This is a genomic window from Methylobacterium sp. GC_Met_2, from assembly GCF_026540795.1.
In the GTDB taxonomy this organism is placed as follows: Bacteria; Pseudomonadota; Alphaproteobacteria; order Rhizobiales; family Beijerinckiaceae; genus Methylobacterium.
In genome coordinates, this window is the sequence record NZ_JALNUM010000050.1 from 19,170 (window position 1) to 43,106 (window position 23,937).

The 23,937-nt window shown below is 69.3% G+C and carries 27 protein-coding genes; 12 read left to right on the forward strand and 15 right to left on the reverse strand.

What is annotated here, in order from left to right:
• Positions 1 to 149: 149 nt before the first annotated feature.
• From OXS49_RS17535 to ettA, 3 genes are all read left to right on the forward strand, one after another.
• Positions 150 to 1,043 carry a DNA/RNA non-specific endonuclease gene (locus OXS49_RS17535; RefSeq protein ID WP_267425882.1) on the forward strand — a complete coding sequence of 298 codons (894 nt, stop codon included), beginning with the start codon at positions 150 to 152 and terminating at the stop codon, positions 1,041 to 1,043.
• 9 nt (positions 1,044 to 1,052) lie between these two features.
• Positions 1,053 to 1,361, forward strand: a complete 309-nt coding sequence (locus OXS49_RS17540; RefSeq protein ID WP_267425884.1) for a hypothetical protein — start codon at positions 1,053 to 1,055, stop codon at positions 1,359 to 1,361.
• A 180-nt stretch (positions 1,362 to 1,541) separates the two neighbouring features.
• On the forward strand, positions 1,542 to 3,194 hold the full coding sequence (gene ettA / locus OXS49_RS17545) for an energy-dependent translational throttle protein EttA (protein WP_243925452.1): 1,653 nt from the start codon (positions 1,542 to 1,544) through the stop codon (positions 3,192 to 3,194).
• 108 nt (positions 3,195 to 3,302) lie between these two features.
• Here ettA and OXS49_RS17550 read toward each other — a convergent pair whose 3' ends face one another.
• Positions 3,303 to 4,250, reverse strand: a complete 948-nt coding sequence (locus tag OXS49_RS17550) for an NAD(P)-dependent oxidoreductase (RefSeq protein WP_244006867.1) — start codon at positions 4,248 to 4,250, stop codon at positions 3,303 to 3,305.
• Between the two features lie 258 nt (positions 4,251 to 4,508).
• On the opposite strand from OXS49_RS17550, the gene OXS49_RS17555 reads away from it, so the two are divergent.
• On the forward strand, positions 4,509 to 5,711 hold the full coding sequence (locus tag OXS49_RS17555) for an OpgC domain-containing protein (protein ID WP_267425887.1): 1,203 nt from the start codon (positions 4,509 to 4,511) through the stop codon (positions 5,709 to 5,711).
• Positions 5,712 to 5,720: 9 nt separating this feature from the next.
• Positions 5,721 to 5,888 (forward strand): DUF2256 domain-containing protein, encoded by a 168-nt coding sequence (locus tag OXS49_RS17560; RefSeq protein ID WP_244006871.1) that lies wholly within the window; start codon positions 5,721 to 5,723, stop codon positions 5,886 to 5,888.
• Between the two features lie 4 nt (positions 5,889 to 5,892).
• Here OXS49_RS17560 and OXS49_RS17565 read toward each other — a convergent pair whose 3' ends face one another.
• From OXS49_RS17565 to OXS49_RS17580, 4 genes are read right to left on the reverse strand one after another with little or no spacing between them, the layout of a single operon-like run.
• Complete coding sequence (locus OXS49_RS17565; protein ID WP_244006873.1) at positions 5,893 to 6,486, reverse strand: nucleotidyltransferase family protein; 594 nt, start codon at positions 6,484 to 6,486, stop codon at positions 5,893 to 5,895.
• Positions 6,479 to 7,513: a molybdopterin-binding protein gene (locus tag OXS49_RS17570; protein ID WP_244006876.1), complete on the reverse strand. Its 1,035-nt coding sequence runs from the start codon at positions 7,511 to 7,513 to the stop codon at positions 6,479 to 6,481. The genes OXS49_RS17565 and OXS49_RS17570 overlap by 8 nt, the downstream gene beginning before the upstream one ends.
• Positions 7,510 to 8,211: an XdhC family protein gene (locus OXS49_RS17575; RefSeq protein ID WP_244006877.1), complete on the reverse strand. Its 702-nt coding sequence runs from the start codon at positions 8,209 to 8,211 to the stop codon at positions 7,510 to 7,512. Before OXS49_RS17575 ends, OXS49_RS17570 begins: the two co-directional genes overlap by 4 nt.
• On the reverse strand, positions 8,211 to 8,534 hold the full coding sequence (locus OXS49_RS17580) for an XdhC family protein (RefSeq protein WP_091720836.1): 324 nt from the start codon (positions 8,532 to 8,534) through the stop codon (positions 8,211 to 8,213). The genes OXS49_RS17575 and OXS49_RS17580 overlap by 1 nt, the downstream gene beginning before the upstream one ends.
• A gap of 384 nt (positions 8,535 to 8,918) precedes the next feature.
• On the opposite strand from OXS49_RS17580, the gene OXS49_RS17585 reads away from it, so the two are divergent.
• Positions 8,919 to 10,313 (forward strand): ATP-binding protein, encoded by a 1,395-nt coding sequence (locus OXS49_RS17585; RefSeq protein ID WP_267360645.1) that lies wholly within the window; start codon positions 8,919 to 8,921, stop codon positions 10,311 to 10,313.
• A 6-nt stretch (positions 10,314 to 10,319) separates the two neighbouring features.
• On the opposite strand, the gene OXS49_RS17590 is transcribed toward OXS49_RS17585, so the two are convergent.
• Entirely contained in the window at positions 10,320 to 10,625 is a 306-nt protein-coding gene (locus OXS49_RS17590) for a hypothetical protein (RefSeq protein WP_267425890.1), read from the reverse strand.
• Between the two features lie 175 nt (positions 10,626 to 10,800).
• Here OXS49_RS17590 and OXS49_RS17595 point away from each other — a divergent pair, with 175 nt between their 5' ends.
• Together OXS49_RS17595 and OXS49_RS17600 are read left to right on the forward strand one after the other, a co-directional pair.
• Entirely contained in the window at positions 10,801 to 10,992 is a 192-nt protein-coding gene (locus tag OXS49_RS17595) for a hypothetical protein (RefSeq protein ID WP_244006880.1), read from the forward strand.
• A 23-nt stretch (positions 10,993 to 11,015) separates the two neighbouring features.
• Positions 11,016 to 12,197, forward strand: a complete 1,182-nt coding sequence (locus OXS49_RS17600) for a pyridoxal phosphate-dependent aminotransferase (protein ID WP_244006882.1) — start codon at positions 11,016 to 11,018, stop codon at positions 12,195 to 12,197.
• Positions 12,198 to 12,314: 117 nt separating this feature from the next.
• Here the strand turns inward: OXS49_RS17600 and OXS49_RS17605 are convergent, their stop codons facing one another.
• Positions 12,315 to 13,319, reverse strand: coding sequence for an esterase (locus OXS49_RS17605; protein ID WP_267425891.1), 1,005 nt, complete (start codon positions 13,317 to 13,319; stop codon positions 12,315 to 12,317).
• Between OXS49_RS17605 and OXS49_RS17610 the strand changes: the two genes are divergently transcribed.
• Entirely contained in the window at positions 13,318 to 13,548 is a 231-nt protein-coding gene (locus OXS49_RS17610) for a hypothetical protein (protein ID WP_267425892.1), read from the forward strand. The two genes, OXS49_RS17605 and OXS49_RS17610, sit on opposite strands and share 2 nt — an antisense overlap.
• 86 nt (positions 13,549 to 13,634) lie before the next feature.
• On the opposite strand, the gene OXS49_RS17615 is transcribed toward OXS49_RS17610, so the two are convergent.
• Entirely contained in the window at positions 13,635 to 14,153 is a 519-nt protein-coding gene (locus OXS49_RS17615; protein WP_244006884.1) for a DUF533 domain-containing protein, read from the reverse strand.
• A 68-nt stretch (positions 14,154 to 14,221) separates the two neighbouring features.
• Positions 14,222 to 14,566: a hypothetical protein gene (locus tag OXS49_RS17620; protein ID WP_244006885.1), complete on the reverse strand. Its 345-nt coding sequence runs from the start codon at positions 14,564 to 14,566 to the stop codon at positions 14,222 to 14,224.
• 233 nt (positions 14,567 to 14,799) lie between these two features.
• Between OXS49_RS17620 and OXS49_RS17625 the strand changes: the two genes are divergently transcribed.
• Positions 14,800 to 15,681, forward strand: a complete 882-nt coding sequence (locus tag OXS49_RS17625; protein WP_244006886.1) for a transglutaminase family protein — start codon at positions 14,800 to 14,802, stop codon at positions 15,679 to 15,681.
• Positions 15,682 to 15,691: 10 nt separating this feature from the next.
• Here the strand turns inward: OXS49_RS17625 and OXS49_RS17630 are convergent, their stop codons facing one another.
• Complete coding sequence (locus OXS49_RS17630) at positions 15,692 to 16,720, reverse strand: alpha/beta hydrolase (protein WP_244006887.1); 1,029 nt, start codon at positions 16,718 to 16,720, stop codon at positions 15,692 to 15,694.
• Between the two features lie 170 nt (positions 16,721 to 16,890).
• Between OXS49_RS17630 and meaB the strand changes: the two genes are divergently transcribed.
• Both meaB and OXS49_RS17640 read left to right on the forward strand, forming a co-directional pair.
• Entirely contained in the window at positions 16,891 to 17,877 is a 987-nt protein-coding gene (meaB, locus tag OXS49_RS17635; RefSeq protein ID WP_244006889.1) for a methylmalonyl Co-A mutase-associated GTPase MeaB, read from the forward strand.
• Positions 17,878 to 18,013: 136 nt separating this feature from the next.
• On the forward strand, positions 18,014 to 18,391 hold the full coding sequence (locus tag OXS49_RS17640) for a CsbD family protein (protein WP_244006890.1): 378 nt from the start codon (positions 18,014 to 18,016) through the stop codon (positions 18,389 to 18,391).
• Between the two features lie 46 nt (positions 18,392 to 18,437).
• Here OXS49_RS17640 and OXS49_RS17645 read toward each other — a convergent pair whose 3' ends face one another.
• The 5 genes from OXS49_RS17645 to OXS49_RS17665 all read right to left on the reverse strand — a co-directional run bounded on the left by OXS49_RS17645 (position 18,438) and on the right by OXS49_RS17665 (position 23,596).
• On the reverse strand, positions 18,438 to 19,223 hold the full coding sequence (locus OXS49_RS17645) for a 3-hydroxybutyrate dehydrogenase (protein ID WP_267425893.1): 786 nt from the start codon (positions 19,221 to 19,223) through the stop codon (positions 18,438 to 18,440).
• A gap of 30 nt (positions 19,224 to 19,253) precedes the next feature.
• Positions 19,254 to 19,997 carry an acetoacetate decarboxylase gene (locus OXS49_RS17650; RefSeq protein WP_244006892.1) on the reverse strand — a complete coding sequence of 248 codons (744 nt, stop codon included), beginning with the start codon at positions 19,995 to 19,997 and terminating at the stop codon, positions 19,254 to 19,256.
• Positions 19,998 to 20,060: 63 nt separating this feature from the next.
• Complete coding sequence (locus OXS49_RS17655) at positions 20,061 to 21,191, reverse strand: patatin-like phospholipase family protein (protein WP_267425894.1); 1,131 nt, start codon at positions 21,189 to 21,191, stop codon at positions 20,061 to 20,063.
• A 243-nt stretch (positions 21,192 to 21,434) separates the two neighbouring features.
• A complete protein-coding gene (locus OXS49_RS17660) occupies positions 21,435 to 22,883 on the reverse strand; it encodes an ATP-binding protein (RefSeq protein ID WP_267425899.1) in 1,449 nt (482 codons plus the stop codon).
• A gap of 17 nt (positions 22,884 to 22,900) precedes the next feature.
• Positions 22,901 to 23,596: a response regulator transcription factor gene (locus tag OXS49_RS17665; protein WP_244006894.1), complete on the reverse strand. Its 696-nt coding sequence runs from the start codon at positions 23,594 to 23,596 to the stop codon at positions 22,901 to 22,903.
• Positions 23,597 to 23,937: the final 341 nt, after the last annotated feature.

Here is a 23,937-nt window from a genome sequence, read left to right on the forward strand (position 1 = left end):
GATTTCCTCTGCAACTTCCTGGGCGATTGCCCGCCGCGGCTCGCCCCCGGCGGCCCGGATCGCGACGTGCGGCCCTTCGCCCGACATCTCGGCCGCCCCTGTACGTGGCGGAACCGACCGACGCCGGAGGGCGAGCGGCGGGTGCGCGTATGCTGGTGAGCATACGACGGAGGCTCTGTGCCACGGCACTCCTCCTCATTGCGTCGTCCGCTCCGGCCGCGCGGGCCGAGGACGCCTGTCCAGCTCTGTTCTCCGACGGGCAGGCGCCGGTTCTTACAAACCCCAAGCTGGCGACGCGCACGGTCCGGCTCTGCTTCGAGGCGTTTGCGGTGCTCCATTCTGGCGTGACGCACACGCCGCTCTATTCCGTGGAGCACCTGACCCGCGCCAGCGTCGCCGCGGCCCGCACCGTGGCGCGCGACGATTCGTTTCACGAGGAACTGCGGCTGCCGGCGGATGAGCGGGCCTCGCTGGAGGATTACGTCCGCAGCGGCTTCGACCGGGGCCACCTCGCCCCGGCGGGCGACATGCCGACGCTCAGCGCCCAGGCCGAATCCTTCAGCCTCGCCAACATCGTGCCGCAGAACCGGGCCCTGAATCGCGGGCTCTGGGCTGATATCGAGGAGAGCACGCGGCGGCTGGCGACCCGACGCGGCTCGATCTTCGTAGTCACGGGCGTCATCTTCTCGGGGGATGCAGTCCAGCAGATCAAAGGCGGCGTGCTGGTGCCGACGCAACTGTTCAAGGCGCTCTACGATCCGGCAAGCGGTGAAGCCGGAGCCTATCTTGCCCCCAACGAGGATTCGCGCGACTGGCGCGCGGTTTCCATCGACGAGCTGAACCGGCAGGCCGGGATCGACGTTTTCCCGGGACTGCCGGTCGGGGCCCGGACCACCGCGATGACCCTGCCGGACCCGCACGCTTCCGCCCGCGCCGATGAGCACCGTCCGCGCCATGAGCCGACGTGGCAGGACTGGCTCCAGCGCGAGATCAACCGCGCCCTGCGCAAATTCGTCCGCGACGTGCTGCGCGGAATTTTCTGAGAGGGATGCATGCAAAAGGACAGGCCGCCGGACAAGCGCCGCGCCAAAGCCGAGCCCCCATCCGAGTCCTTCGCGCCCTTCGCGGACGATGCCGGGGTGCGCACTATCGGCGCCCTCTGCTTCGAGAACGGCACAGACCGGATCGCGCTTCACGGCTCCCTCGATCTGACCCGGGACAAGAGCGGCCTCACCCAGGCGCGGCTGCTCAAGCAGACGCTCGACGCCATCGTGAAGGCCCTGGAGGGCGACGACCTGCCCGAGGCGGTGGCGGAAGGTCTCGAGGCGGCGCCGAAATCGGTCCCGAACCCGTTCGCCTGAGCGGTCCGGTCAAGCGGGGCAAAGCCGGCATCCTTGCCGCGTCCCGGCGGGCCTGATAGGCGAACAGCGTGATTCCTATATCGTCGGGGCGTGCGTACAGGACGGGGGATGGGCCCCGCGCCTGCCCCGTGCCATTGGCACGCATCGCGCATCCCGCACACCACGCCGAGGATTTCCGCGATGGCTCGCGAATTCATCTACCACATGCGGGGCCTGACCAAGGCCTATACCGGCGGCAAGAAGGTCCTGGATAGCGTCAACCTGTCCTTCTACCCCGACGCCAAGATCGGTGTGCTCGGCATCAACGGCTCGGGCAAGTCGACGCTGCTCAAGATCATGGCCGGCCTCGACAAGGAGTTCACCGGCGACGGCTGGGTCGCGCAGGGCGCGCGCGTCGGCTACCTGCCGCAGGAGCCCCAGCTCGATCCGAACAAGTCGGTCCGCGAGAACGTGATGGAGGGCGTCGCCGAGAAACAGGCGATGCTGGACCGCTACAACGAGCTCGCCATGAACTACTCGGAGGAGACCGCCGACGAGATGACCGAGCTCCAGGACCGGATCGAGTCGCTGGGCCTCTGGGAACTCGATTCCAAGATCGATCAGGCCATGGAGGCGCTGGGCTGCCCGAGCGACGAGCAGCCGGTCGCCACGCTCTCGGGCGGCGAGCGCCGCCGCATCGCGCTGTGCCGCCTGCTCCTGTGGGAGCCGGAACTGCTGCTCCTCGACGAGCCGACCAACCACCTCGATGCCGAGACGGTGAACTGGCTCGAAGGCCACCTGCGCCAGTATCCGGGTGCGATCCTGATCGTGACCCACGACCGCTACTTCCTGGACAACGTCACGAGCTGGATCCTGGAGCTCGATCGCGGCAAGGGCATCCCGTACGAGGGCAATTACTCGGCCTGGCTGGTGCAGAAGCAGAAGCGCCTGGAGCAGGAGGGCCGCGAGGACATGGTCCGGCAGCGCTCCATCGCCCGCGAGCAGGAGTGGATCGCCGCCTCGCCGAAGGCGCGCCAGTCCAAGTCGAAGGCGCGCATCACCCGCTACGAGGAGCTGGTCGCCAAGCAGAACAACAAGGTCGATGCGTCCGCGCAGATCGTCATCCCGATCGACGAGCGGCTCGGCAACAACGTCATCGAGTTCGAGCACCTCAGCAAGGCGTTCGGCGACCGGCTGCTGATCGAGGATCTGTCGTTCAAGCTGCCGCCGGGCGGCATCGTCGGCGTGATCGGCCCGAACGGCGCCGGCAAGACCACGCTGTTCAAGATGATCACAGGCCAGGAGAAGCCCGACAACGGCAAGATCGAGGTCGGCGAGACGGTCAAGCTCGGTTACGTCGACCAGTCGCGTGACGCCCTCGATCCGAACGCCACGGTCTGGCAGGAAGTCTCGGGCGGCAACGACATCATCTATTTCAACAAGCGCGAGATCAATTCGCGCGCCTATTGCGCAGCCTTCGCGTTCAAGGGGCCGGACCAGCAGAAGAAGGTCGGCACCCTCTCGGGCGGCGAGCGCAATCGGGTGCACCTCGCCCGGACCCTGAAGGGCGGCGCCAACGTGCTGCTCCTCGACGAGCCGACCAACGACCTCGACATGGAGACCCTGCGCGCCCTTGAGGATGCGCTGGAGGATTACGCCGGTTGCGCGGTGATCATCAGCCACGATCGCTGGTTCCTGAACCGCATCGCGACCCACATCCTCGCCTTCGAGGGCGACAGCCACGTGGAATGGTTCGAGGGCAACTTCTCCGACTACGAGGCCGACAAGGTTCGCCGGCTTGGGGCCGACTCCATCATGCCGAAGAAGATCAAGTACAAGCGTTTCTCGCGCTGAGCGTCAGCGGAACGATTGTGGGGCGCGAGCCATCCGGACGTCGCGCCCTCCTCCTCTCCGGGGGAGACGGCCGGCGGCGCTGCGCTCGATCTCCACGACCGTGCCCCGTCACCCAAGCCGCACGCGAGCCTCCGCAAGGATCGCCGACAGGCTCTGCGGGAGGGGAATGACCGGCTTCCAGCCCGTCGCCGCCATGAAGGCCGACGGGTCGCAGCCCTCGGCGAGGGTGCTCGCGTCCCGCACCCGGTCGGACACGACCCGCACCGTGAAGGTCGCGTCCGTCATGTCGCGCAGCGCGTTTAGGATTCCGGAGACCGGGGTCACGGTGCCGGATCCGACATTGTAGATGCCGCCATCCGGCAGATCCGCGAGCCGCTCTGTCAGGCGTATGCAGGCGGCCGTGAAATCGGCCACGTCGAAGAAATCGCGTCCCGCCGAGAGATCGCCGACCTGCAGGCACGGAGGCGCGAGCCCGCGCTCGATGCGGGCGATCTGGCCGGCCAGTGAGGCGACCACAAAGGTCTCGGCCTGCCCGGGTCCGATGTAGTTCGATGGCCGAAGTACGAGATGCTTCACGCCGGCATGCGCCAGCACGTCGCGCAGGATGTACTCGCAGGCGGTCTTGGTCCGTCCCGAGATCGTGTCGGGCCGCGGGGTCACGCTCTCATCCGGACGCGGCTTGACCCGGAACGCCTCGCCGTAGACCACGCTCGCACTCAAGAACACGAGGGTCGCACCCGATTTCGCCAGCGCCTCGGCGAGGTTCAACGTGCCGAGGAGATCCGCCCGCCACGCGTAGGATGGCGTCTCGCGCGATTGAGCGACCGAGGCCAGAGCGGCGAGGTGGAACACGAGGGTCGGTTCGAATTCCGCCACCGCCGCGCCGAGCCGTCCGGCATCGAACGGATCGACCATGAGGAACGTCACGCCGTCGAGCGGCGGCTGCGCGGCGCGGTCGACGCCGAGGATGCGGCTGCCGGAGGGCAGGTCCCGGCGCAGCGCCTCTAGCAGGCGGCGGCCGAGAAAACCTCCGGCTCCGGTGACGAGGACGCGCATGAACCCTACCCCTGCCCGGCACCGTCGCTGGCGGCGGGATCGATCCGTCGCGTCTATACCCCCTCCGGGCGCGAGGCGAGCGCCCTTCGCCGCACCGCGTCGGGCAGGACCCGGAGCGCGCGCATGCGCCCTCCATGGATGAGCTCACGCCGCCCGTGAACAAAGACGCGTGATCGACGTAGTCTCCCGCAGCGCCCGCGCTGCACTGCGGTATTATCGCGCCGTATCCGACCGCAGCGCACCCGACGATGACCTAATTTGAACCGCATCGACGATCTCGAACGCCGGGCGCTCAATGCCGCGCCGCGTCCTCCCGCGGATCCCGCTGAGACGCCGCATCCCGCAAAGCCCCTGCGGGATGCGCGGGTCGACGTGCTGCGCGGGCTGGCGCTGCTGACGATCTTCGTCGACCACATCCCGCGCAACGCCCCGGCCCTGTTCACGGTGCACAATTTCGGGTTCTCGGACGCGGCCGAAATCTTCGTGCTGCTGGCCGGCTACTCCTCGATGATCGCCTATGGCGGGCTGTTCCGGCGGGCGGGGACCCGGACCGCGCTGGCGCGCATCGCCCGGCGCTGCCTGCGCATCTACCTGTTCCAGGCCGGGCTGCTCCTGGCCACGCTGATCATCGTCCGGATCTGGATGGATCTCACCGGGCTCGTGCCGCGATTCGGCGTGGCGCCCCTGATCCAGATGGGCCTCGTGCCGGGCCTGCTGCGCGGGCTCGCGCTGAACGCGCTGCCCAACTACCTCGACATCCTGCCGCTCTACATCCTGCTGCTGGCCGTGTTCCCGCTTGTCCATTTCGGGATGCGGCGCGGCGTCTGGGGCGTGCTGGCGCTGTCCGGCACGCTGTGGCTCGCGGCAAACGTCGATCACCAGCTCAACCTGCCGAACGCCGCCGCGGTCGATGACGGATGGTACTTCAATCCGTTCGCGTGGCAGTTCCTGTTCGTGATCGGGGCAGCCTTGGCGCTTGCGGTCCGGGCCGGGGACGGGCTGCTGCCCTGGCGCAACTGGGCTGCGGCGGCGGCCGGTGCCTATCTCGGCTTCGCGCTGCTGCAGGGCGGTTCCTGGACCGCGTGGGGCCTGCCGGATCTCAGGCCGCTGGCGATCGACGCGCCCGACAAGAGCCATGTCGGGCCCCTGCGGCTCCTCGACATCCTGGCGCTGATCTATCTGCTGCTCAGCGTACCTGTGATCGCCCGCCTCAGCCGATGGCGCCGGCTCCGGCTGGTCGATGCCTGCGGCCGGCATTCGCTGGAGGTCTTCGCCGCCGGCTGCCTGGCGGCGCTCATCGGCCGCATCCTCTACCGGACCTTCGACGCCACATGGCCGCTTCAGGTCGCCGTCAATGTCGGCGGTATCGCGGTCATGCTGGGCCTCGCGCACCTCCTGGATGCGCGCGCGCGGCACAGGCAAACCCAGGATCGCCCGAACGCAGGGCCGGTGCAGGGATAAGGAGGACGGATGCCGCCGATGCGCCGCAAGGGCGACCTTCCGCAGAAGGTCTGCGAACAATGCGGCAAGCCGTTCGCGTGGCGGAAGAAGTGGGCACGGGTCTGGGACGAGGTGCGCTACTGCTCGGACCGGTGCCGCGCCGAGGCCCGCACGGCGCGCAAGAGCGCCGAGACCTGACCGCTCAGGCCTGAATGTCCCGCAGGGCCGCGAGTGCGGCCGGCGTATCGATGTCGAGTCCGGTGGCGGCGTCGCCCGGAATCTCCAGCACATCCGCCCGTCCCCGAAGGAGCGGCCCGGCGCCATGGTCGCCGCGCAGGTGCGAAATGTCGGCGCCGAGGCGGCGCAGGTTCAGGAGCACCGGGTTCCCGTAACGCCCGTCCTGCACGGGGACCACGGCTGCCGGCTCCGCATCCGCGAAGGCCGAAACGAGGCGGTCGATATGGGCGGCCGTCACCCGTGGCATGTCGCCCAGAACCACCACGGCGGCGGTGCAGGATGCCGGCAGCGCCGCGAGCCCGGCCCGCAGCGATGTGGCGAGGCCCGCGGCGAAATCGGGATTCTCCACGTAGATCAGGTCGAGGCCCGCAAGCGCCGCCCGGACCGCATCCGCGTGCGCGCCCAGCACGATCACCACCGGGCGCGGCCCGGCACCCAGAGCGGACTCCGCGGCGTGGCGGACCAGGGGCTTCCCGTCGAGCGGCGCGAGCAGTTTCGGCGCCGGGCCGAACCGGCTCCCGCGTCCCGCGGCGAGGAGCACCGTTCCGATCTCAGGCATCGGCCTCCGCCTCGCCGACGGCCTCACCCCCGGCGCGGGGCTGCGGCCGGGAGACGATCTCCATGAGAAGGCCGCCGACGCCCAGCGCCACGATGTCGGCCCGGGTCACGGTCAGGTCGGCCAGCAGGCGGTGAAGGATCCAGTCGAAGCCGTTCTCCCTCGGCGAGCGCGCGCAGCCCGGGGCGCCGATCACCGGAACGTCGCCCCGGCTGCCGACGAGGAGCAGGTTGCCGGGATCGACCGGCATCCCGAGATGGGCGACCCGGCCCCCGGCGGCCTCGATGCCGGCCGGGATGACGTCGCGGCGGTCGGCGATGGCCGAGGCGCCGAACACCACCACGAGATCGGCCCCGGCGCCGTCGATTGCGCCCGCCAGAGCCTCCGCGACGGAATCGGCCGCGTGCGGCACCCGGATCTCGGCCACGATCGTGGCGTCCGCGGGGGCGAGGCGCTCGGCCAGCACCCGAAGGGTCTTGTCGATCGTCGTCTCCTTGAGGCTTGGCAGCCGGGTCGACACGACGCCCACCTGGCGTCGGCGATAGGGCGCAACCGCGAGCGTGCCGCCCCCGGCCGCCGCGCAGGCGCGGTCCAGCACCGCGCCGGGCACTGCATAGGGGATGATCTTGACGGTCGCGATCATCTCGCCTGCCACCACCGGCTTGAACCGGGGGAGCGTGGCCACCGTGACCGCTTCATCGACCGCGTTCGCCGCGTCGATCCGGGCCGGGTCCAGGGTCAGCACACCTGCGGTCTCGGCGTAGAGGTTACAGCGGCCGGTGAACGGCGCCTCCACCCGCAGGTTCGGCCCGGCGAGGTGACACGCAAGGCGCGCCGCGGCGGCATCCTCACCGACATCGCCCGGTTCGAGGGCGGCGGCCACGACCTCCGACACACCGGAACGGGCCAGATCCGCCGCCAGATCCTGCGGGATCACCGCGCCCTTGCGCAGGGTCAGCCCCTCCCGCCGCACGGTATGGGCGCTGATCAGCCCGGCCGCCTCGGCGACCGGGACGGGGCCGAACCTCACGCGGCCTCCGGGCGGGGCACGCGGCGCAAAGAGGCCACGACCTCGCCGAGCACGGCGAGTGCGATCTCGGCGGGGCTGACCGCTCCGATCGGCAGCCCGATCGGCGCACGGATCCGGCCGATCTGCTCCGGCGTGAAGCCGGCTTCGGTAAGCCGGGCGACGCGGGCCGCATGCGTCTTCCGGGAGCCAAGGGCGCCCACGTAGAAGCAGTCCGCCGCGAGCGCCGCCTTCAGCGCCGGATCGTCGATCTTCGGATCGTGGGTCAGGGCGGCGAGCGCGCAGTAGCGATCGAGCGCCGGCACGCGGGAGCCCAGCACGGCATCCGGCCATTCGGCCACGAGTTCGACGCCCGGGAAGCGCTCGGGCGTGGCGAAGGCGGTGCGCGGATCGATCACCGTCAGCGCCAGATCGAGCCCCGCCGCCATCGGCGCCATGGCCTGCGAGATATGGACGGCGCCGATCACCACGAGCCGCACCGGCGGCACATGCACGGTCAGGAAGAGCGTGCGTCCGTCCGCTTCCACGAGGCCGCTCTTGGCCGAGGCAAGATGCTTGGCGAGCACCGCGCCGAGGGGATCGGCGGCGATCTCCGCCTCGCGCACGAGGCGCTGCGCGCCGTCGGCGATGTCGGTGACCAGGATGGCAGCCCGGCGGGCGGCCCGCTCGGCGTTGAGGACGGACAGGAGGTCGGCGCGCATCAGTCGACCCGCTCGACGAAAACCCGGATCCGCCCGCCGCAGGACAGGCCGGCCCGCCACGCGGTCTCGTCGGCGACGCCGAATTCGAGGACGCGCGGCGCCCCGGCTTCGATCACCTCGATGGCCTCGGTGATCACGGCGCCCTCCACACATCCCCCCGAGACGGAGCCCAGGAAGTTCCCCGCATCGTCGACGATGAGGTGGCTGCCCACCGGGCGCGGGGCGGAGCCCCAGGTCTCGATGACGGTGGCGAGCGCCACGGCGCGGCCATCGCGCCGCCAGGATTCGGCGGCTGAGAGGATGTCTGTGTCGGTGCTGAGCATTGCGCGCGGAAGCCTTCGGCGGGCGCCCCCCCGCAGGCTTACAGGTATAGCCCCAGCGGCGGCGCGCAAGTCGGTCCGGCCTCCGCCGAAAGGGTCGCGTCTCACGAGACGATGGCGGAGAACGGCGAACCCCAATACCTTATGGATCCATGCGTTCGCACAGGCAGTGTCCCGAGACGTGTTCGGCCGATCCAACCCACGCCCTCATCCTGACGCGCCGGAGCGAAGCGGCGGCCTCGAAGGAGGACTCCGGACCGCGCCGCGATTTCCGGAGGCCTCCTTCGAGGCGGCTGCGTCACACCTCAGGATGAGGGCGTGGGTTGGACGTTGTGCGCAGACCGATATCCGCGTCTCCCGATCGGCCCGGTCCGGGCGCCCGCCCTCATGAACGCCCCCGATCCCGCCCTCGCCCGCGCCCTGCGCCAGGATCCCCCGCGTTCGGGCCCGCGCCGGCTGTGGAAGCGAATCAGCCGGGCGGTGGGCGACCGGCTGCCGAAGGGGCTCTACGCCCGGTCGCTGATCATCATCATCGCGCCGGTGGTGCTGCTCCAGTCGGTGATCGCCTACACCTTCATGGAGCGGCATTGGCAGCTCGTGACCAAGCGCCTCTCGGCGGCGGTCACCGCCGACGTCGCCGCGCTGATCGACATCTACGAGAGCTACCCGCAGGACAAGGACGCCGAGACCCTCTCGCGCATCGCCGGCGAACGGCTGAACCTCGACCTCGACATCCTCAAGGGCGCCAAGCTGCCGCCGCCGGGGCCGCGGCCGTTCTTCTCGATCCTGGACGAGGCACTCTCGGACGAGATCCAGCGTCAGATCCGCCGCCCCTTCTGGATCGACACCGTCGGACGCTCGAACCTGATTGAGATCCGGGTGGCGATCCCCGACGGGGTGATGCGCATCACCGCCCGGCGCAGCCAGGCCTACGCGTCGAACTCGCACATCTTCCTGGTCTGGATGATCGGCTCCTCGCTGGTGCTGCTCGGCGTCGCGATCCTGTTCCTGCGCAACCAGATCAAGCCGATCCTGAGGCTCGCCGCCGTGGCGGAGGGGTTCGGCAAGGGCCGGGAGATCGAGTTCCGGCCGCGCGGCGCCCGGGAGGTGCGGCAGGCCGGCCACGCCTTCATCGAGATGAAGCGCCGCATCGAGCGGGCGATGGAACAGCGCACCACGATGCTGAACGGCGTCAGCCACGACCTGCGCACGATCCTCACCCGGTTCCGCCTGTCCCTGGCGCTGATCGAGCAGACGGACGAGATCGAGGACCTCAGCCGCGACGTCGACGAGATGAGCCGGATGCTCGAAGGCTACCTCGCCTTCGCCCGCGGCGATTCGGCCGAGCTCGCCAGCCCCACCGACATGCGGTCGCTGCTGGAGGACATCCGCACCGATGTCGAGCGGCTCGGCGCGCATGTCTCCACGGTGGAGCTGGCCGGGGCGCCCGAGATCACGGTGCGCCCGGATGCCTTCCGGCGCTGCCTGTTCAACTTGGCATCCAACGCTGCCCGCTACGGCGAGACGGTGGCGATTTCCGGCCGGCTGGAGGCCCGCGCCTTCTTCGTCTCGATCGACGACGACGGGCCGGGCATTCCCCCGGAGAGCCGGGAGGCGGTGTTCAAACCCTTCGTGCGGCTCGACGATGCCCGCCAGGATGCCGGCGGCTCCGGCCTGGGGCTCGCGATCGCCCGGGACATCGCCCGCGCCCATGGCGGCGACATCGCCCTGCATGATAGCCCGCTCGGCGGCCTGCGGGCCACGGTGCGGGTCCCGGCTTGAACCGGTTCAGGCGTCGGCGGGCCTGCGCAGGCGCAGGAACTCGTCCTGGGCGTTCCGCAACAGATGATTGATGCTGGCCGCGTCGAGACCGGCCGCCGTGAGGCGCGCGCGCAGGGCGGCCTCGCCGTTCCAGGCATAGCCGGCATCGGTTGGCAGGTGGCGCAGCAACAGGGGGCTGACGATCGCTCCGCGCCGGTAGGCCGGGTGGCGCAGCAGTTTCCCGATCTGCGCAGCCAGCATATCGACGGGGGACGCACCGGAGCCCGAAGCGCCCGGCCCTTTTCCTGGCCACTGGACCGTTGATCGGCTCATTCGGTTTCGATCTCCCGAGATCAGTATCGAGCCGAAAGATTGAGCAAGCGTGAGCGGACCGGCGGCTCGGCGAAAAACTGCAGCCCCCGGGGTCCCAACCGGCGCGGCACGGTGCTATGCAGGTTCGTTTTCCAGGGGCGCGCACGCCGTTGCACGCCGGATCCGAGTGCCGAACATGAACCCGCTCGTTCCCATCTTCATCCTGCTCTCGCTGCCGCTCGCGGCGATCGGCCTCGTGCTCTACACCGACACGGGCATCGAGCCGGCCCTGTTCTACGCCTCGGTGAAGACGTTCGTGATTCTCGGCCTGATCTCCGTGGGGATGTCGTTCGCCGCCATGAAGCTCGGCGAGCGCACCAAGCCCTGACATCCCAACGCGCGGAGGGCGCGATGCTGCACGTGGTCCCGGCCTTCTCCCGCATCGGCGAGGAGAACGCCTTCGCGGTGCTGGCCCGCGCCCAGGCCCTGGCGGCCCAGGGCCGCGACGTGATCAATCTCGGCATCGGCCAACCCGACATGCCGACCCCGGGCCATGTGGTCGAGGCCGGCATCAAGGCGCTGCGCGACGGCCATCACGGCTACACGCCGGCTGTCGGTATCCCGCCCCTGCGCGAAGCGGTTGCCCGCGACATCCACCGCCGCCACGGCGTCGCGGTCTCGCCGGATTCCGTGATGATCGTGCCGGGCGGCAAGGTCACCATGTTCATGGCGATCCTGATGTTCGGCGCGCCCGGCGTGGAGATCCTGTATCCAGATCCCGGCTTCCCGATCTATCGGTCGATGATCGAGTTCACGGGCGCGACGCCGGTGCCGGTGCCGATCCGCGAGGCGAACGGCTTCGCGTTCTCGGCGGCCGAGACCCTGTCGCTGATCACCCCCAGGACCCGGTTGCTGATCGTCAATTCGCCGGCGAACCCGACGGGCGGCGTGACCCCGAAGGCCGAGATCGACGCCCTGGTGCAGGGGCTGGCCGACCATCCCGACGTGGCGGTGCTGTCGGACGAGATCTACGGCACGATGACCTACGACGGCGAGGCCCATCACTCGCTGTTAAGGTACGAAGAAATCCGCGATCGGCTGATCTACCTCGATGGTGCGTCCAAGACCTACGCGATGACCGGTTGGCGGCTGGGCTGGTCGGTCTGGCCGAAGCCGCTCTACGAGGCCGCGCGCAAGCTGGCGGTCAACGCCCATTCCTGCGTCAACGCATCGACGCAGTGGGCCGGCATCGCAGCCCTCGACGGCCCACAGGATTGCGTGTCCGACATGGTCGCCGCGTTCGACCGGCGCCGGGCGATCGTGGTGGACGGCTTGAACGCCCTGCCGGGGATTTCCTGCATCGCGCCGAAGGGGGCGTTCTACGCCTTCCCGAACATCTCCGAGACCGGCTGGAAAGCGAAGGCGCTGGCCTCCACGCTCCTTGAAGAGGCAGGCGTGGCGGTGATCGGCGGACCGGATTTCGGAGTCCACGGCGAGGGCTACATCCGGCTGTCCTACGCCAATTCGGAGGCGAATATCCGCCGGGCGCTGGAGCGGATGGGGACATTCCTGAGCGAGCGCAAGCCGGACTGAGGTCCCCGGCTCAATCCCAATTTCCACCTCATCCTCAGTGCCGGAGCATATCGGAGGCCTGCTGACGTAGGCCCCTCGGGATGCGTGGGGTGGACGGGATTGGACCACTGCCCCGCGTCAAGATTTCACCGCGGCCCGCTTCTCGATCCAGCCGGCCAGCCAATCGGCGATATCAAGGCTGTTCTTGTCCTGCATCAGCATGTGCGAATTGCCGTGGATGCCGATCTCCGGCAGCAGGATCAGCTCGGCGCGACCGCCCGCGGCATTGGCTGCCGCCACGAAGCCGCGGCATTGCTTGAGCCGGGGTGCCCAGCGTGACGAGGTGTCGACGTAGTCGCCGAACAGGACCAGGATCGGCAGGTCCTTGTACGGCGCGAGGTCGTCCTTGGCCGGGTCCGGGCAGCCTGCGGGCTCAATGGCGACGATCGCCCGGATGCCCGTGCGGTCGAGGGCGGTGGTCTGGAACGGGTAGATCCCCGATTGCGAGTGCGAGACCAGCACCGCACCCTTGAGTCGCTTGGCGAGTTCCGAGAGGGCCGGCACGGTCGGGTTCGGCACCGGCAGGGCAGCCGACCAATCCGGGACCATCTGCTTCCAGAACTCTTCTTGAGCCTCCAGGGGGAACTGCATCCCCGGAAACACCTTCGGATATTCCGGGCCGAACCGGAAGATCGCCCAGGCCGGCTCCCGGCCGGCCGAGAACACGGCCGGCAGCGTGTTGGGCTCGGCTCGGCCCATCTTCACCGCGTCGACCTGAGCCGGGCTCGCCGCCGAGCGGCCGCGCCACGCCTGATCGATGACGTAGGTCGGAAAGCCGCGGCGCACGAAGTACTCGTCCCAGCCCATGCGGCCGTCCGGCGTCGTCTCCCAGGTTTTTCCCGTGAGGCAGCAGCCATGGATCAGGACCAGCGGTGGTCGGACCGGCGCGACCGGGAGCTGATAGCGGACATAGATCTGGTCGACGCTGATCGTGCCCGAGGGCGCGTAGGCCGGCAGCGTCGAGAGCGTGTCGGACTGGACATCGCGGCCGCCCACGAAAAAGCTGCCCTGCGCGGCGATGGTGAGCGGTCCCGGCGACGGATCGGCTGCCTCGGCGGCCCCAGTCAGCAACAGGGCGGCCATGGCACAGACGGCCGGCCATGCGCGGGACAAAGCGGGCGGCGACAATCCTGCCATGATGCGTCCCGGCCCTCTCGATCGGGCCTGTCCGGCCCTTCCCCGGGCCGCGATGCTAAGCAGACTTGCGCCGATTAGCCAGCGTTCAGCCAGCCAGATCTTCCTCAAAGCATCGCTGGGTGTTGCAGAACGGCAGAACCCCGTAACAAAAGCTGTTTCCAGCCTGATTCGATGAGATCCCCATCTCCCACCACGAGAACCTCCGCACCCATGGCGGAAGGATCCTCGCGGCGTCGGGCGTGCCAAGCCGTGCGGCGACGGTCAGGCGGCGATGTCGCGTTCGATTCGGTTCGTCGCGTCGGCCGGCAGATCCAGGGCCTCGGCCAGCATCTTCAGGAACTGGCGCTCCTGCAGCGTGTCGGGATCGATGGCGAGCCGGGCGGCCGCATAGATCCGGGCCGCAGCGTCGGGGCCCGCCACCCGCTCGGCGATCTCATCCACATCGGCGGGGCTTTCGAGCTCCCGCTCCAGCCAGGATTGCCCGTCCGCATCGAGCCCGGCCTCGGAGACGGCGGCCTGGAGGCGCTTGCGCTCCGCGGCATCGACCAGACCGTCTGCAATTGTGGCCGCCACCATCGCCCGGAGCATCAGCCGGGCCTCATCCTCCGCGACGGCCGCGAAATCCGGACCGCCCGAGGCGGGCGGTGGTGCCTCGGTACCGCGCAGGGCCCGGAAGGCGAGGCCGCTGATCAGCGCGAGCCCACCCAGCGCCGCACCCGCGGCGAGGCCGCTCCGCCGTGAGCGCACCAACGCGTCGACCATCCGCCTGCTATCGGCCATGCAACCCTCCCGGTCTCGATCCCGAATCGGTTCGAAAACGGCCGGGGGGCGCTTCGGTTCAGACGCGTTCAGGCGTCGGCTTCATCTTCGTCCTCGTCGATGTCGACCAGGAAGACGATGTCGGCCTCGTCCTCGTCGGTCTCGCCGTCCGAATCAGCGCCGGAATGGTGCGCGTCTTCGACGTACGCGCCTTCGCCGTCATCCTCAGCGAGGGCGTCCTCGAAGATCTCGATCTCGTCCTCGGTGGCGGCCCGGATCTTGAGCGCCGAGGTGCCGTTCCAGAGCGGCTTGCCCTCGCTCGTCATGGTCCGGATGTCTTCCTTGAAGCCCGCACAGGTGAACAGGTCCTTGGCGGACGCCTCGTCGCTGTTGATCACCGCTACGGCGGTGCCCTCGATCTCGAGCGTGAACATGGCCGGCATCCCTCTCGTAACCGTCCTCGGGCGCGCCCGGTCAGCGGGATCGCGCGGGTGCGACGCCGGGCCCCGGACGAAAACCCGTGGGTTTCGTCCGGCGGTCCTGAGCGCCGCCAGGGGGATGCTGTAGGGGTGAAGCGGGCGGGCGCCAAGCCCGTCGCCACGGTGCCGGCGCGATTTGGCGCGGCGCACCCGGCTCGGGACAACAGCGGACAAAAGGATCACCGCGCATGCGGATCAGGCTCGGCTGCGAGATGCGCTACGCCTTCCCCTATCCGGTGCCCATGGTGGTCATGCTCAATGTGCATCCCACCCGGGCCGAAACCCTCGAAACACCCGACACGCTGCGCACCGATCCCCCCGTTCCGGTGGAGACCTACCGCGACGGGTTCGGCAACCTGTGCGGGCGCCTGACCGCCCCGGCCGGCAACTTCACCATCGGCACCGACGCGGTGATCCGTGACGACGGCGCGCGCGATCCGGCCCACCGGCAAGCCGAGCAGCACCCGGTCGAGGCGCTCCCCGCCGACACCATCGTGTTCCTCCTGCCGAGCCGCTACTGCGAATCGGACCTGCTGGCGGACGAGGCGTGGCGGCTGTTCGGCGACGTCGCGCCGGGCTGGGACCGGGTGCAGGCGGTCTGCGACTTCGTTCACCACCACATCGCGTTCGGCTATGAGTTCGCTCACCGGGACCGTACCGCCCTGGACGCCTATGCGGGCGGGCGTGGTGTCTGTCGGGACTTCACCCATCTCGCGGTGGCCTTGTGCCGGGCCCTGAACGTGCCGACCCGCTACTGCACCGGCTACATCAGCTTCATCGGCGAGCCCGAGCCGCACCCGGCCGGCGATTTCGCCGCCTGGATGGAGGTCTATCTCGGCGGGCGCTGGCACGTGTTCGACCCGCGCAACAACGCTCCGCGGATCGGGCGGGTGATGGTGGCCTATGGGCGCGACGCCGCGGACGTGCCGCTGACCCACACCTTCGGGCCCAATCCGTTGGTGGGCTTCCGGGTCTGGGCCGACCAGATCGACCACAGCGACGGCTCCGACGCGGCGATCCCGCCGGAGGAACCCTTGCCGCCGCAGAGCATGGCGACCCGGACCGGGTGACGGTCCAGCCTCAGACGCCGGCGCCGCGCGCGATCGCCCGCTTGACCACGCCTTGCACCTCCGGGTTCGAGAGGAACAGGTCGTGGTTGATCAGGCCGCCGCCGTAATCCGAGGCATCGGCGACCCGCACGCCGAGCGCCTCCAGCTTCGCCCGGTCCACCGCGCCCGCGCGGACGCCGCCGGCCAGAGCCGCGGAGAGTTCGAGCGCCCGGTCGTTGGTCGCCGAGATCACGGTGATCTTCGACACGTCCGGCCCGAGCCGGGAGACGCCGTTGGAGAACAGGTCGAAGTCGATGTCGGGGGCGGCCAGCACCACCGCGCCGATGCGCCCCATCGCCGCCTCGCCGGCCTCCGCGCGCAGCATGCGCACGGTTTCCAGTGTCAGGAGCGTGCCCATCGAGTGCGCCACGATGTTGATGCGGCCGCCGCTCGGCGTCGCGGCCAGCGCCTTGAGCAGATCCTCGAAGGCGTCCCGCGACCACAACGCGCTCTCGCGATCGTAATTGTAATCCAGGGTCGCTGCCGCGGAGGGCCACGTGAACAGGCCCGAAACACCGCGGAAGCGGATCCCGTCCGACAGCCGCGCGGCGCTGACGGCGGCCGACTCGAACGATTCGCGGTAGCCGTGGACGTAGATCAGCACGTCGCGGCCGAGCGCCGCCTGCGCGAAGGCATCCGCGGCGCCGGGCCCGCTCTCGGTCTTGGGCACGGCGCCGATCGTCCAGTCGCCGGTGATGACCGCGGAGACCTTTCCGAGCAGCGATCGATCCGGGGGCGACAGACGCACCTCCGCGAAGCTCAGGCCCCGGCCGCGCTCGCTGCTGAAATACGGTGGCCGCGGCGGATTGCCCACGGGCTTGCGGGTCGTGGCGACCAGCAGCACCGGCATGACATCGAGCGCAGATTGCTTCTCGGGCAAAGCCGAGCCGGTCCCGAGATCGTCGGTGACGCAGGCGCCGAGAGACGGGGCAAGACCAGCAGCGCCCGCGAGGGCACCGAACCGGAGGATAACGCGGCGTGAGACGGTCTGGCTCGGCATGATCCGGGTACGCTCGGGCGGGGGCCGCTTCCCTGGCGCATGATCTTGGCCGTGGCGGGGCAGGCGCGTCGCGGATCGCTGTGAAGTACGGGCACGGTGTGGCTTGTTGTGCCCGGGACACAAGCCGCGCTCCCCCTCGACGGCGGCCCGCGTCCCCGCCATGAAGAGGTATGACGCCGTCCATCGACATCGAGACCCTGCGCGAGCGCCTACTGCACGGCGACCGCGCCGCCCTGGCCCGAGCCATCACCCTGGCCGAGTCGAAGCGGGCCGATCATCGGGCGCTGGCCGCCACGCTGATCGATTCCGTGCTGCCGCAGACCGGCAAGGCGATCCGGGTGGGAATTACCGGCGTGCCCGGCGTCGGCAAATCGACCACCATCGATGCCCTCGGTTCGAACCTGACGGCGGCCGGCCACAAGGTGGCGGTGCTGGCGGTCGACCCGTCCTCCTCGCGCACCGGCGGCTCGATCCTGGGCGACAAGACCCGGATGGCCCGCCTCGCCCACGATCCGAACGCCTTCATCCGTCCCTCCCCGTCCTCGGGCACCCTGGGCGGTGTCGCGGCCAAGACCCGCGAGACCATGCTGCTCTGCGAGGCCGCGGGTTTCGACGTGATCCTGGTGGAGACGGTCGGCGTCGGCCAGTCGGAGACCGCGGTGGCGGACCTCACCGACTTCTTCCTCGTACTGATGCTCCCCGGGGCGGGCGACGAGCTTCAGGGCATCAAGAAGGGCATCCTCGAACTCGCCGACATGATCGCGGTCAACAAGGCCGATGCCGGCGAGGCCGAGCACCGGGCCAACGCGGCGGCCTCCGAGTATCGGGCGGCCTTGCACATCCTGACCCCGGCTTCCGCGACCTGGACGCCGCCGGTGGTGACCATCTCGGGCTTCCACAACCTGCGGCTGGAAGCCCTCTGGGCCAGGATCGTCGATCACCGGGAGAAGCTCACCGCCACCGGCGAGATCCAGGCGAAGCGTCGGACCCAGGACGTGAAGTGGATGTGGGCGCTCGTCGACGAGCGTCTGCACCAGCGCCTCGTCGGGTCGCCGGAGGTCCGCCGCCGCACCGCCGAGGCGGAGGCGGCCGTGGCCCGGGGTGAGACCTCACCGGCCGCAGGCGCCACCGCGATCGCCGAATTGATCGGGCTCTGACGCCGACGGCGCTGTCGGGCTCCGGGCGCACAAATTCCCGTCGGACGGGGGCACAAACCCCATCTCGCGCGTTCCGAGGACGACGGCGTATCGAGCGGCGCCCCGTCGCGGCGCCGCGCACGTCCAGGAGAGTGTCATGGTGGATACGGATCGGATCGTCGGCGGCGCCAAGGAAGCCGTCGGCAAGGTTCAGGGTGCGGCCGGCGATTTCGTCGGCTCGAACCGGGACTCGGTCGAGGGGCGATTCCGCGACGCCCAGGGCCAGGCGCAGAACGTCTACGGGCAGGTGAAGGACACGGCCCGTGATCTCGCGGACCGGGCCGGCGACGTCGCGAGCGACGCCTATGACCGCGCGGGCGACGTGGCGGGCGACGTCTACGATCGGAGCGGCTCCTACTTGCGCGACGGGCGCGCTGCGGTCGGCGCCCGCGTCGAGGAGAACCCGATGGTCGCGCTGCTGATCGCGGGTGCAGTCGGCTACGGCATCGCCCTGCTGATCCACGGCCGCCGCTGATCGAACACGGCCCCACCCGGTCGCGCGGGCGGGGCCGAATAGGGCGCTACTGCGCCGTCCAGCCACCATCCATCGGGATGTTGGCACCGGTGATCTGGCTCGCCGCGTCGGAGCACAGGAACACCGCAAGCGCGGCGACCTGATCGACGGTGACGAACTCCTTGGTTGGCTGCGCCTTGAGCAGCACCTCCTCGATCACCTGTTCCTTGGTGAGGCCGCGGGCCTTCATCGTGTCGGGGATCTGCGCCTCGACGAGGGGCGTCCAGACATAGCCCGGCGAGATGCAGTTCACCGTCACCTTGTGGGGCGCGAGTTCCAGCGCTGCCGTCTTGGTCAGGCCGGCGATGCCATGCTTGGCGGCCACGTAGGCCGACTTGAACGGCGAGGCCACCAGCGAGTGGGCCGAGGCGGTGTTGATGATCCGCCCCCAGCCCCGCGCCTTCATGCCGGGGATGGCGGCATGCATCGCGTAGAAGGCCGAGGACAGGTTGATCGCGATGATCTGCTCCCACTTCTCCGCCGGGAAATCCTCGATCGGCGAGACGAACTGGATGCCGGCGTTGTTGACCAGCACGTCGAGGGATCCGAAGCATTCCTGCGCGTCCCGGACCATCGCGTCGATCTCGGCGGGCTTCGACATGTCGGCCCCGGAATAGAGCGCGCGCACCCCGAACTCCGCCTCGATGGCGGTGCGGGCCTGCTCGATCTCCTCCGGCTTGCCGAATCCGTTCAGCACGATGTTGGCGCCCTCGGCGGCGAACGCCCGGGCGATCGCGAGCCCGATCCCGCTGGTCGAGCCGGTGACGAGGGCGGTCTTGGTCTTGAGCGTCATGGCATCCTCCGGATCTGGGCGGGCCTGTGATCAGGCGAGATAGTCGTGCAGCACTGTGCCGTACGGGAGGGTGAAGTCCACGACCATGTGGCGCGCCCCGACGAGCCGGCGCACCGGCAGGTCGGCAACGCGGCAATTGACATGCGGGATCAGGTCGAGGCGGCCCTCGCCGTTCCAGGCGCCGTGGACCGTGATGTCCTCCAGCCGGTAGCCCACGAGCTGGGCGACCTTCGGCTGGCCGTCGACATCCGGCAGCAGCTTCAGGTTGATGTTGAGCTTGCGCAAGCCCTCGCGGACGGAACCGAGGTCGTGCTCCAGGCTCTCGTGCTTATAGGTCATGGTGCCCATCGCGACCCGCTCCTCGTCGTAGAACAGCGTGCCGGTCAGGGTATCCTTCATCAGCTTGAGCTGGGGCTGGCCCCACTTCTTCGGGAAGCCCCAGATCTCACGGCCGGCGGTGATCGGCGGCTCGTCGTCGAGGTACATCTGGATCGAGAAGTTGCACGGCTCGCCGTTATAGAAGGCGTAGGCGCCGCTGCCGCTCTCCTCGTAATCGCCGAAGCCCGAGGAATCGGGCATCTTCATCCACTCGTAGAAGACGAGGTTGTCCGGGTGCGGCTCCAGCGGCTCCGGCAGCGCCCGGCGCAGGGCGAGGGGATCGGTCTCGTAGGTGATGATCAGGTATTCGCGCTGGCAGAATCGATAGGGCCCGCGCGGATAGCTCGGGCTGAAGGCGGGCATCGAGGTCGTGGACAGGATCTCGTCGCGGGTCATGGTCAAACCTCCGCTCGTCCGGGCCGGGGCGATCGGTCCGCCCCGGCTTCCGTCAGGGTCGTTTCAATCGCGGGCGTGCCGGCTGAGGTCGAAGACGGCGACGCCGTCCTCGTTATGCGCCCGCTCACGCCAGCGCCGGTGGCGCAGGGAGCGGACCGCATCGTCGTGCCCGGCCTGCCAGTGCTCCAGCATCGTGGCCCGGGAGAACTCGTAATCCTTCGAGTTCCCCTCGTAGCTCTTCTGCCGGTAGATCAGCTGCATCATCGTGATGAAGTTCTGGCGGGTGACCTGGCGCAGGAAGGTCACGTCGTCGTCGGCCTGCATCTCCGGCGGCAGCGTCTCGATCAGCCGCCGCATGGCACGCTTGGCCCTGCGGATCTCGATGTTCTTGTCGGTGTTGAGCCGGGTCCGGCTCGAATAGCGGATGTCCTTCTCGCGCTCGGCCGCGTCGACCAGGGTGCGGGGCATCGCCCCCTGGGCCGAGAACAGATCGACCTGGTAGACCACGAGGTCGCGCTGGCGCTCGGTGTCGAGCACGTAATCGAGGGGCGTGTTCGAGACGAGGCCGCCGTCCCAATAAGCCTCGCCGTCGATGATCACCGGCGGGAAGCCGGGCGGCAGCGCCCCCGAAGCCATGATGTGCTCCGGGCCGATCCGTTCGGTCCGGGTGTCGAAATAGATGAAGTTGCCCGAGCGGACGTTCACGGCGCCGACGCTGAGGCGCATCTCGCCCCGGTTGATCCGGTCGAAATCGACGAGCCGCTCCAGCGTGCCCTTGAGGGCCCCGGTATCGTAGAGACTGAGCGCCTCCGGAGCGCCGGGCGGGTAGAACGTCGCGGGCGGCACGCGCGGCGTGAAGAATCCCGGCACGCCGAAGGTGGCGATCCAGGCCGCCGACATCTCGTTGAACGCCGTCCGGGCCTGCTCGCCCGGGACGAACGGCTTCACGGTCAGGTCGGAGGAGACCAGCTCCCAGAATTCCCGCAACCGGGCGACGCGCCGGTCCGGCGGGTTGCCCACGATCAGCGCCGCGTTGATGGCGCCGATCGAAATCCCGGCGACCCAATCGACCGTCGTCTCCTGCTTGGCGAGCGCTTCGTAGATGCCGGCCTGATAGGATCCCAGCGCACCGCCGCCCTGCAGGACGAGGACGGAGGCTTCACCGGACGGATACAGAGTCTCGGATGCGATCATCAAACTGCCACGCTTCGAGCCGCGTGCTCCCGTGGCAGATTCAGATCTTAGGAATGTGACATCCTGTCACGACCGGTCTGCGCACCGGCCCTGTCCACAGGCAGGACAGCCCGACGCTGATGGCGCCCTGTGCGATCATGCCTGCTTCATCCGGTCGACCATGGCGCCGTTCGGCAGCGTTTGGCGCCGGATGAGATCGAGCGCGCACAGCATCGTCCCGGTTCGGCACGCAGCGTTCCGTTTCTATCGGGGATCCGCCCCGGGTTCCGCCGCGCCGGCCGCATTGCCCTGAGCCAGCGGCAGCGAGACCTCCACGCGCAGGCCGGGGCCGTTGCCGAGCAGATGCAGGGTGCCCCGGTGAAGGCGCACCACCGCGTTGACGAGGCTGAGGCCGACCCCGAGCCCCGGCTGCGACCGGGATTGCTCCAGACGGACGAATCGCGCGAGCACATGCGCGCGCTCGCCCTCGGGAATGCCGGGGCCGCTGTCGGAAACCGCGAGACGAGCGAGCCCGCTCTCGCGCCAGACCGCGACGGTGATCCGCCCCGGCCCGCCCTCCGGCGGAGCGGCGTACTTCAGGGCGTTATCGAGCAAGTTGGCCAACGCCTGTCCGATCAGCTCACGATTGGCCTCGACCACCACCCCGTCCTCCGCCGAAACCTCCAAGGTGAAGCCCTGATCCTCGGCGAGTGCCTCGTAGAGTTCTGCGACGCCCCGGGCCGCCGCACCGAGGTCGTGGGGCGCCATGATCTCGCTTGCGCTGCCGGCTTCGAGCCTGGCGATCATCAGCAACGCGTTGAAGATTCGGATCAGCCCGTCGCCCTCCTCGATCACGGCTTCCAGTGCGGCGCGCAGCTCATCGGGTGTCGAGGGCCGGCGTAGAGCCTCGTCGGCGCGGTTGCGCAGGCGGGTCAGAGGCGTCTTCAGATCGTGGGCGATATTGTCGGAGACCTCGCGCATCCCGCGCATCAGCTCGCCGATGCGCTCCAGCATCTGGTTGAGGCTCGATGCGAGGCGGTCGAGTTCATCGCCGTTACCGGCCACGTGGAGGCGTCCGTCGAGGTCCCCCGCCATGATCGCCCGGGTGGTTTGCGTCATGGCGTCGACCCGGCGCAGGACGCGACTTGCCGCGAGCCAGCCGCCGATGACCCCGAGGACGATGATGGCCGCCACGGAGGTGCCGAAAGCCCGGCCGATCACCGCCCGCAGGCGGTCGCGCTCCTCAGTGTCCCGGCCGACGAGCAGCCGGAAGCCGCCCGGCAGGGTGAAGACGCGTACGATCGCCCGGTGCGCTTCGGCATCCGAATCGTTGCGGCCGTAGCGGGTCTCGCTCTGACCGGGCGTGGCCAGGATTGCGGCCGGCACATAGCCGACATTCCCGACGACGTGGTCACCGCCCGCCGTCGTGACGAGGTAAAGGGACGCGCCCGGTTCCCGCGAGCGCCGCTCGACCACGGTGATCAGGCGCCGCAGGCCGCCGGTGTTGTACTGCTCCGACAGACCGTTGATCTCGGCATCGATCGTCGACACGATCTGGTCGTCCAGCACCGCACGCGCGTTCCAGGCGACGTAGCCGAGCGCCAGGAAGGCGCAGAGCGTGAAGATCGCCAGATAGGCGAGCGACAGCTTGAATGCGGTGGTGCGGAAGAGTTTCTGGAAGCGCGCCGCACCCGTCTCGGACGGGTTGAGCATGTCGGTCGGCAGCCGGTTCACCCGGCCGCGCCCTCATCGACGCGCAGCACGTAACCTGCTCCCCGGACCGTGTGGATGATCGGCGACGGGAATCCCTTGTCGAGCTTGCCCCGCAGGCGGGAGACATGGACGTCGATGACGTTGGTCTGCGGATCGAAATGGTAGTCCCAGACGTGCTCCAGCAGCATGGTGCGGGTTACCACCTGACCGGCATGGCGCATCAGGTATTCGAGGAGCCGGAACTCCCGCGGTTGCAGCGGGATTTCGCGCCCCGACCGGGTGACGCGGTGCGACAGCCGGTCGAGTTCGAGGTCGCCGACGCGATAGCGGGTCTCTTCCGCGGTGCCGGCACCGAGCTGCCGCCGGGCCAGGGCCTCGGTGCGTGCGAGTAGCTCCGAGAACGCGTAGGGTTTCGGCAGGTAGTCGTCGCCGCCGGCGCGAAGCCCCTTCACGCGATCATCGACTTGGCCCAAAGCCGACAGGATCAGGGTCGGCGTCGCAACCTTCTGCTCGCGCAGGGAGCGAACGAGGGAGAGGCCGTCGAGCTTGGGCAACATGCGATCGACGATCAGCACATCGTAGGCGCCCTCGCGCGCCAGCGCGTAGCCGTCCAGCCCATCATGCGCGCAGTCGGCCACGTGCCCGGTTTCGCGGAACGCCTTGACCAGATAGGCCGCCGCGTCACGGTCGTCCTCGATGATGAGCAATCGCATGGATCCGGTCCATAGCGCGCCGCGCGGATCGGGGGAACGTGCCTCGCTCAGCATGGTCAAGCCATTCCCCTCCCCTCGCGTGCGGTGAACGGGCCGGAACCGTGGGGCGCAGGTCCTGGCCCGTTCCGAAGCGAGGCGTCAGAGACCTCGGAGGGCGCGAGGTCGGCCTGCGGCTTCGTTTGCACGATCCGTCGTGCAGATCCGTGCTGTGAGAACCATGAGCGAATCCCGATTACGGGACGGTCGCGGCCAGATGACTTTCCGGCAAGGTTCGACCGACGCAACGCGCACGAACGCAAACAGGCCGCCCCAGAAGGAGCGGCCTGTTTGCGTCATCGGTG

What these genes read in the sequence shown, in the direction of transcription:
- OXS49_RS17535 (WP_267425882.1), top strand. Translation starts at nt 150, where the DNA reads ATGCTGGTGAGCATACGACGGAGGCTCTGTGCCACGGCACTCCTCCTC.
- OXS49_RS17540 (WP_267425884.1), top strand. Translation starts at nt 1,053, where the DNA reads ATGCAAAAGGACAGGCCGCCGGACAAGCGCCGCGCCAAAGCCGAGCCC.
- ettA (WP_243925452.1), top strand. Translation starts at nt 1,542, where the DNA reads ATGGCTCGCGAATTCATCTACCACATGCGGGGCCTGACCAAGGCCTAT.
- OXS49_RS17550 (WP_244006867.1), bottom strand. Translation starts at nt 4,250, where the DNA reads ATGCGCGTCCTCGTCACCGGAGCCGGAGGTTTTCTCGGCCGCCGCCTG.
- OXS49_RS17560 (WP_244006871.1), top strand. Translation starts at nt 5,721, where the DNA reads ATGCCGCCGATGCGCCGCAAGGGCGACCTTCCGCAGAAGGTCTGCGAA.
- OXS49_RS17565 (WP_244006873.1), bottom strand. Translation starts at nt 6,486, where the DNA reads ATGCCTGAGATCGGAACGGTGCTCCTCGCCGCGGGACGCGGGAGCCGG.
- OXS49_RS17575 (WP_244006877.1), bottom strand. Translation starts at nt 8,211, where the DNA reads ATGCGCGCCGACCTCCTGTCCGTCCTCAACGCCGAGCGGGCCGCCCGC.
- OXS49_RS17580 (WP_091720836.1), bottom strand. Translation starts at nt 8,534, where the DNA reads ATGCTCAGCACCGACACAGACATCCTCTCAGCCGCCGAATCCTGGCGG.
- OXS49_RS17585 (WP_267360645.1), top strand. Translation starts at nt 8,919, where the DNA reads ATGAACGCCCCCGATCCCGCCCTCGCCCGCGCCCTGCGCCAGGATCCC.
- OXS49_RS17590 (WP_267425890.1), bottom strand. Translation starts at nt 10,625, where the DNA reads ATGAGCCGATCAACGGTCCAGTGGCCAGGAAAAGGGCCGGGCGCTTCG.
- OXS49_RS17595 (WP_244006880.1), top strand. Translation starts at nt 10,801, where the DNA reads ATGAACCCGCTCGTTCCCATCTTCATCCTGCTCTCGCTGCCGCTCGCG.
- OXS49_RS17600 (WP_244006882.1), top strand. Translation starts at nt 11,016, where the DNA reads ATGCTGCACGTGGTCCCGGCCTTCTCCCGCATCGGCGAGGAGAACGCC.
- OXS49_RS17610 (WP_267425892.1), top strand. Translation starts at nt 13,318, where the DNA reads ATGGCACAGACGGCCGGCCATGCGCGGGACAAAGCGGGCGGCGACAAT.
- OXS49_RS17605 (WP_267425891.1), bottom strand. Translation starts at nt 13,319, where the DNA reads ATGGCCGCCCTGTTGCTGACTGGGGCCGCCGAGGCAGCCGATCCGTCG.
- OXS49_RS17615 (WP_244006884.1), bottom strand. Translation starts at nt 14,153, where the DNA reads ATGGCCGATAGCAGGCGGATGGTCGACGCGTTGGTGCGCTCACGGCGG.
- OXS49_RS17620 (WP_244006885.1), bottom strand. Translation starts at nt 14,566, where the DNA reads ATGTTCACGCTCGAGATCGAGGGCACCGCCGTAGCGGTGATCAACAGC.
- OXS49_RS17625 (WP_244006886.1), top strand. Translation starts at nt 14,800, where the DNA reads ATGCGGATCAGGCTCGGCTGCGAGATGCGCTACGCCTTCCCCTATCCG.
- OXS49_RS17630 (WP_244006887.1), bottom strand. Translation starts at nt 16,720, where the DNA reads ATGCCGAGCCAGACCGTCTCACGCCGCGTTATCCTCCGGTTCGGTGCC.
- meaB (WP_244006889.1), top strand. Translation starts at nt 16,891, where the DNA reads ATGACGCCGTCCATCGACATCGAGACCCTGCGCGAGCGCCTACTGCAC.
- OXS49_RS17640 (WP_244006890.1), top strand. Translation starts at nt 18,014, where the DNA reads ATGGTGGATACGGATCGGATCGTCGGCGGCGCCAAGGAAGCCGTCGGC.
- OXS49_RS17645 (WP_267425893.1), bottom strand. Translation starts at nt 19,223, where the DNA reads ATGACGCTCAAGACCAAGACCGCCCTCGTCACCGGCTCGACCAGCGGG.
- OXS49_RS17650 (WP_244006892.1), bottom strand. Translation starts at nt 19,997, where the DNA reads ATGACCCGCGACGAGATCCTGTCCACGACCTCGATGCCCGCCTTCAGC.
- OXS49_RS17655 (WP_267425894.1), bottom strand. Translation starts at nt 21,191, where the DNA reads ATGATCGCATCCGAGACTCTGTATCCGTCCGGTGAAGCCTCCGTCCTC.
- OXS49_RS17660 (WP_267425899.1), bottom strand. Translation starts at nt 22,883, where the DNA reads ATGCTCAACCCGTCCGAGACGGGTGCGGCGCGCTTCCAGAAACTCTTC.
- OXS49_RS17665 (WP_244006894.1), bottom strand. Translation starts at nt 23,596, where the DNA reads ATGCGATTGCTCATCATCGAGGACGACCGTGACGCGGCGGCCTATCTG.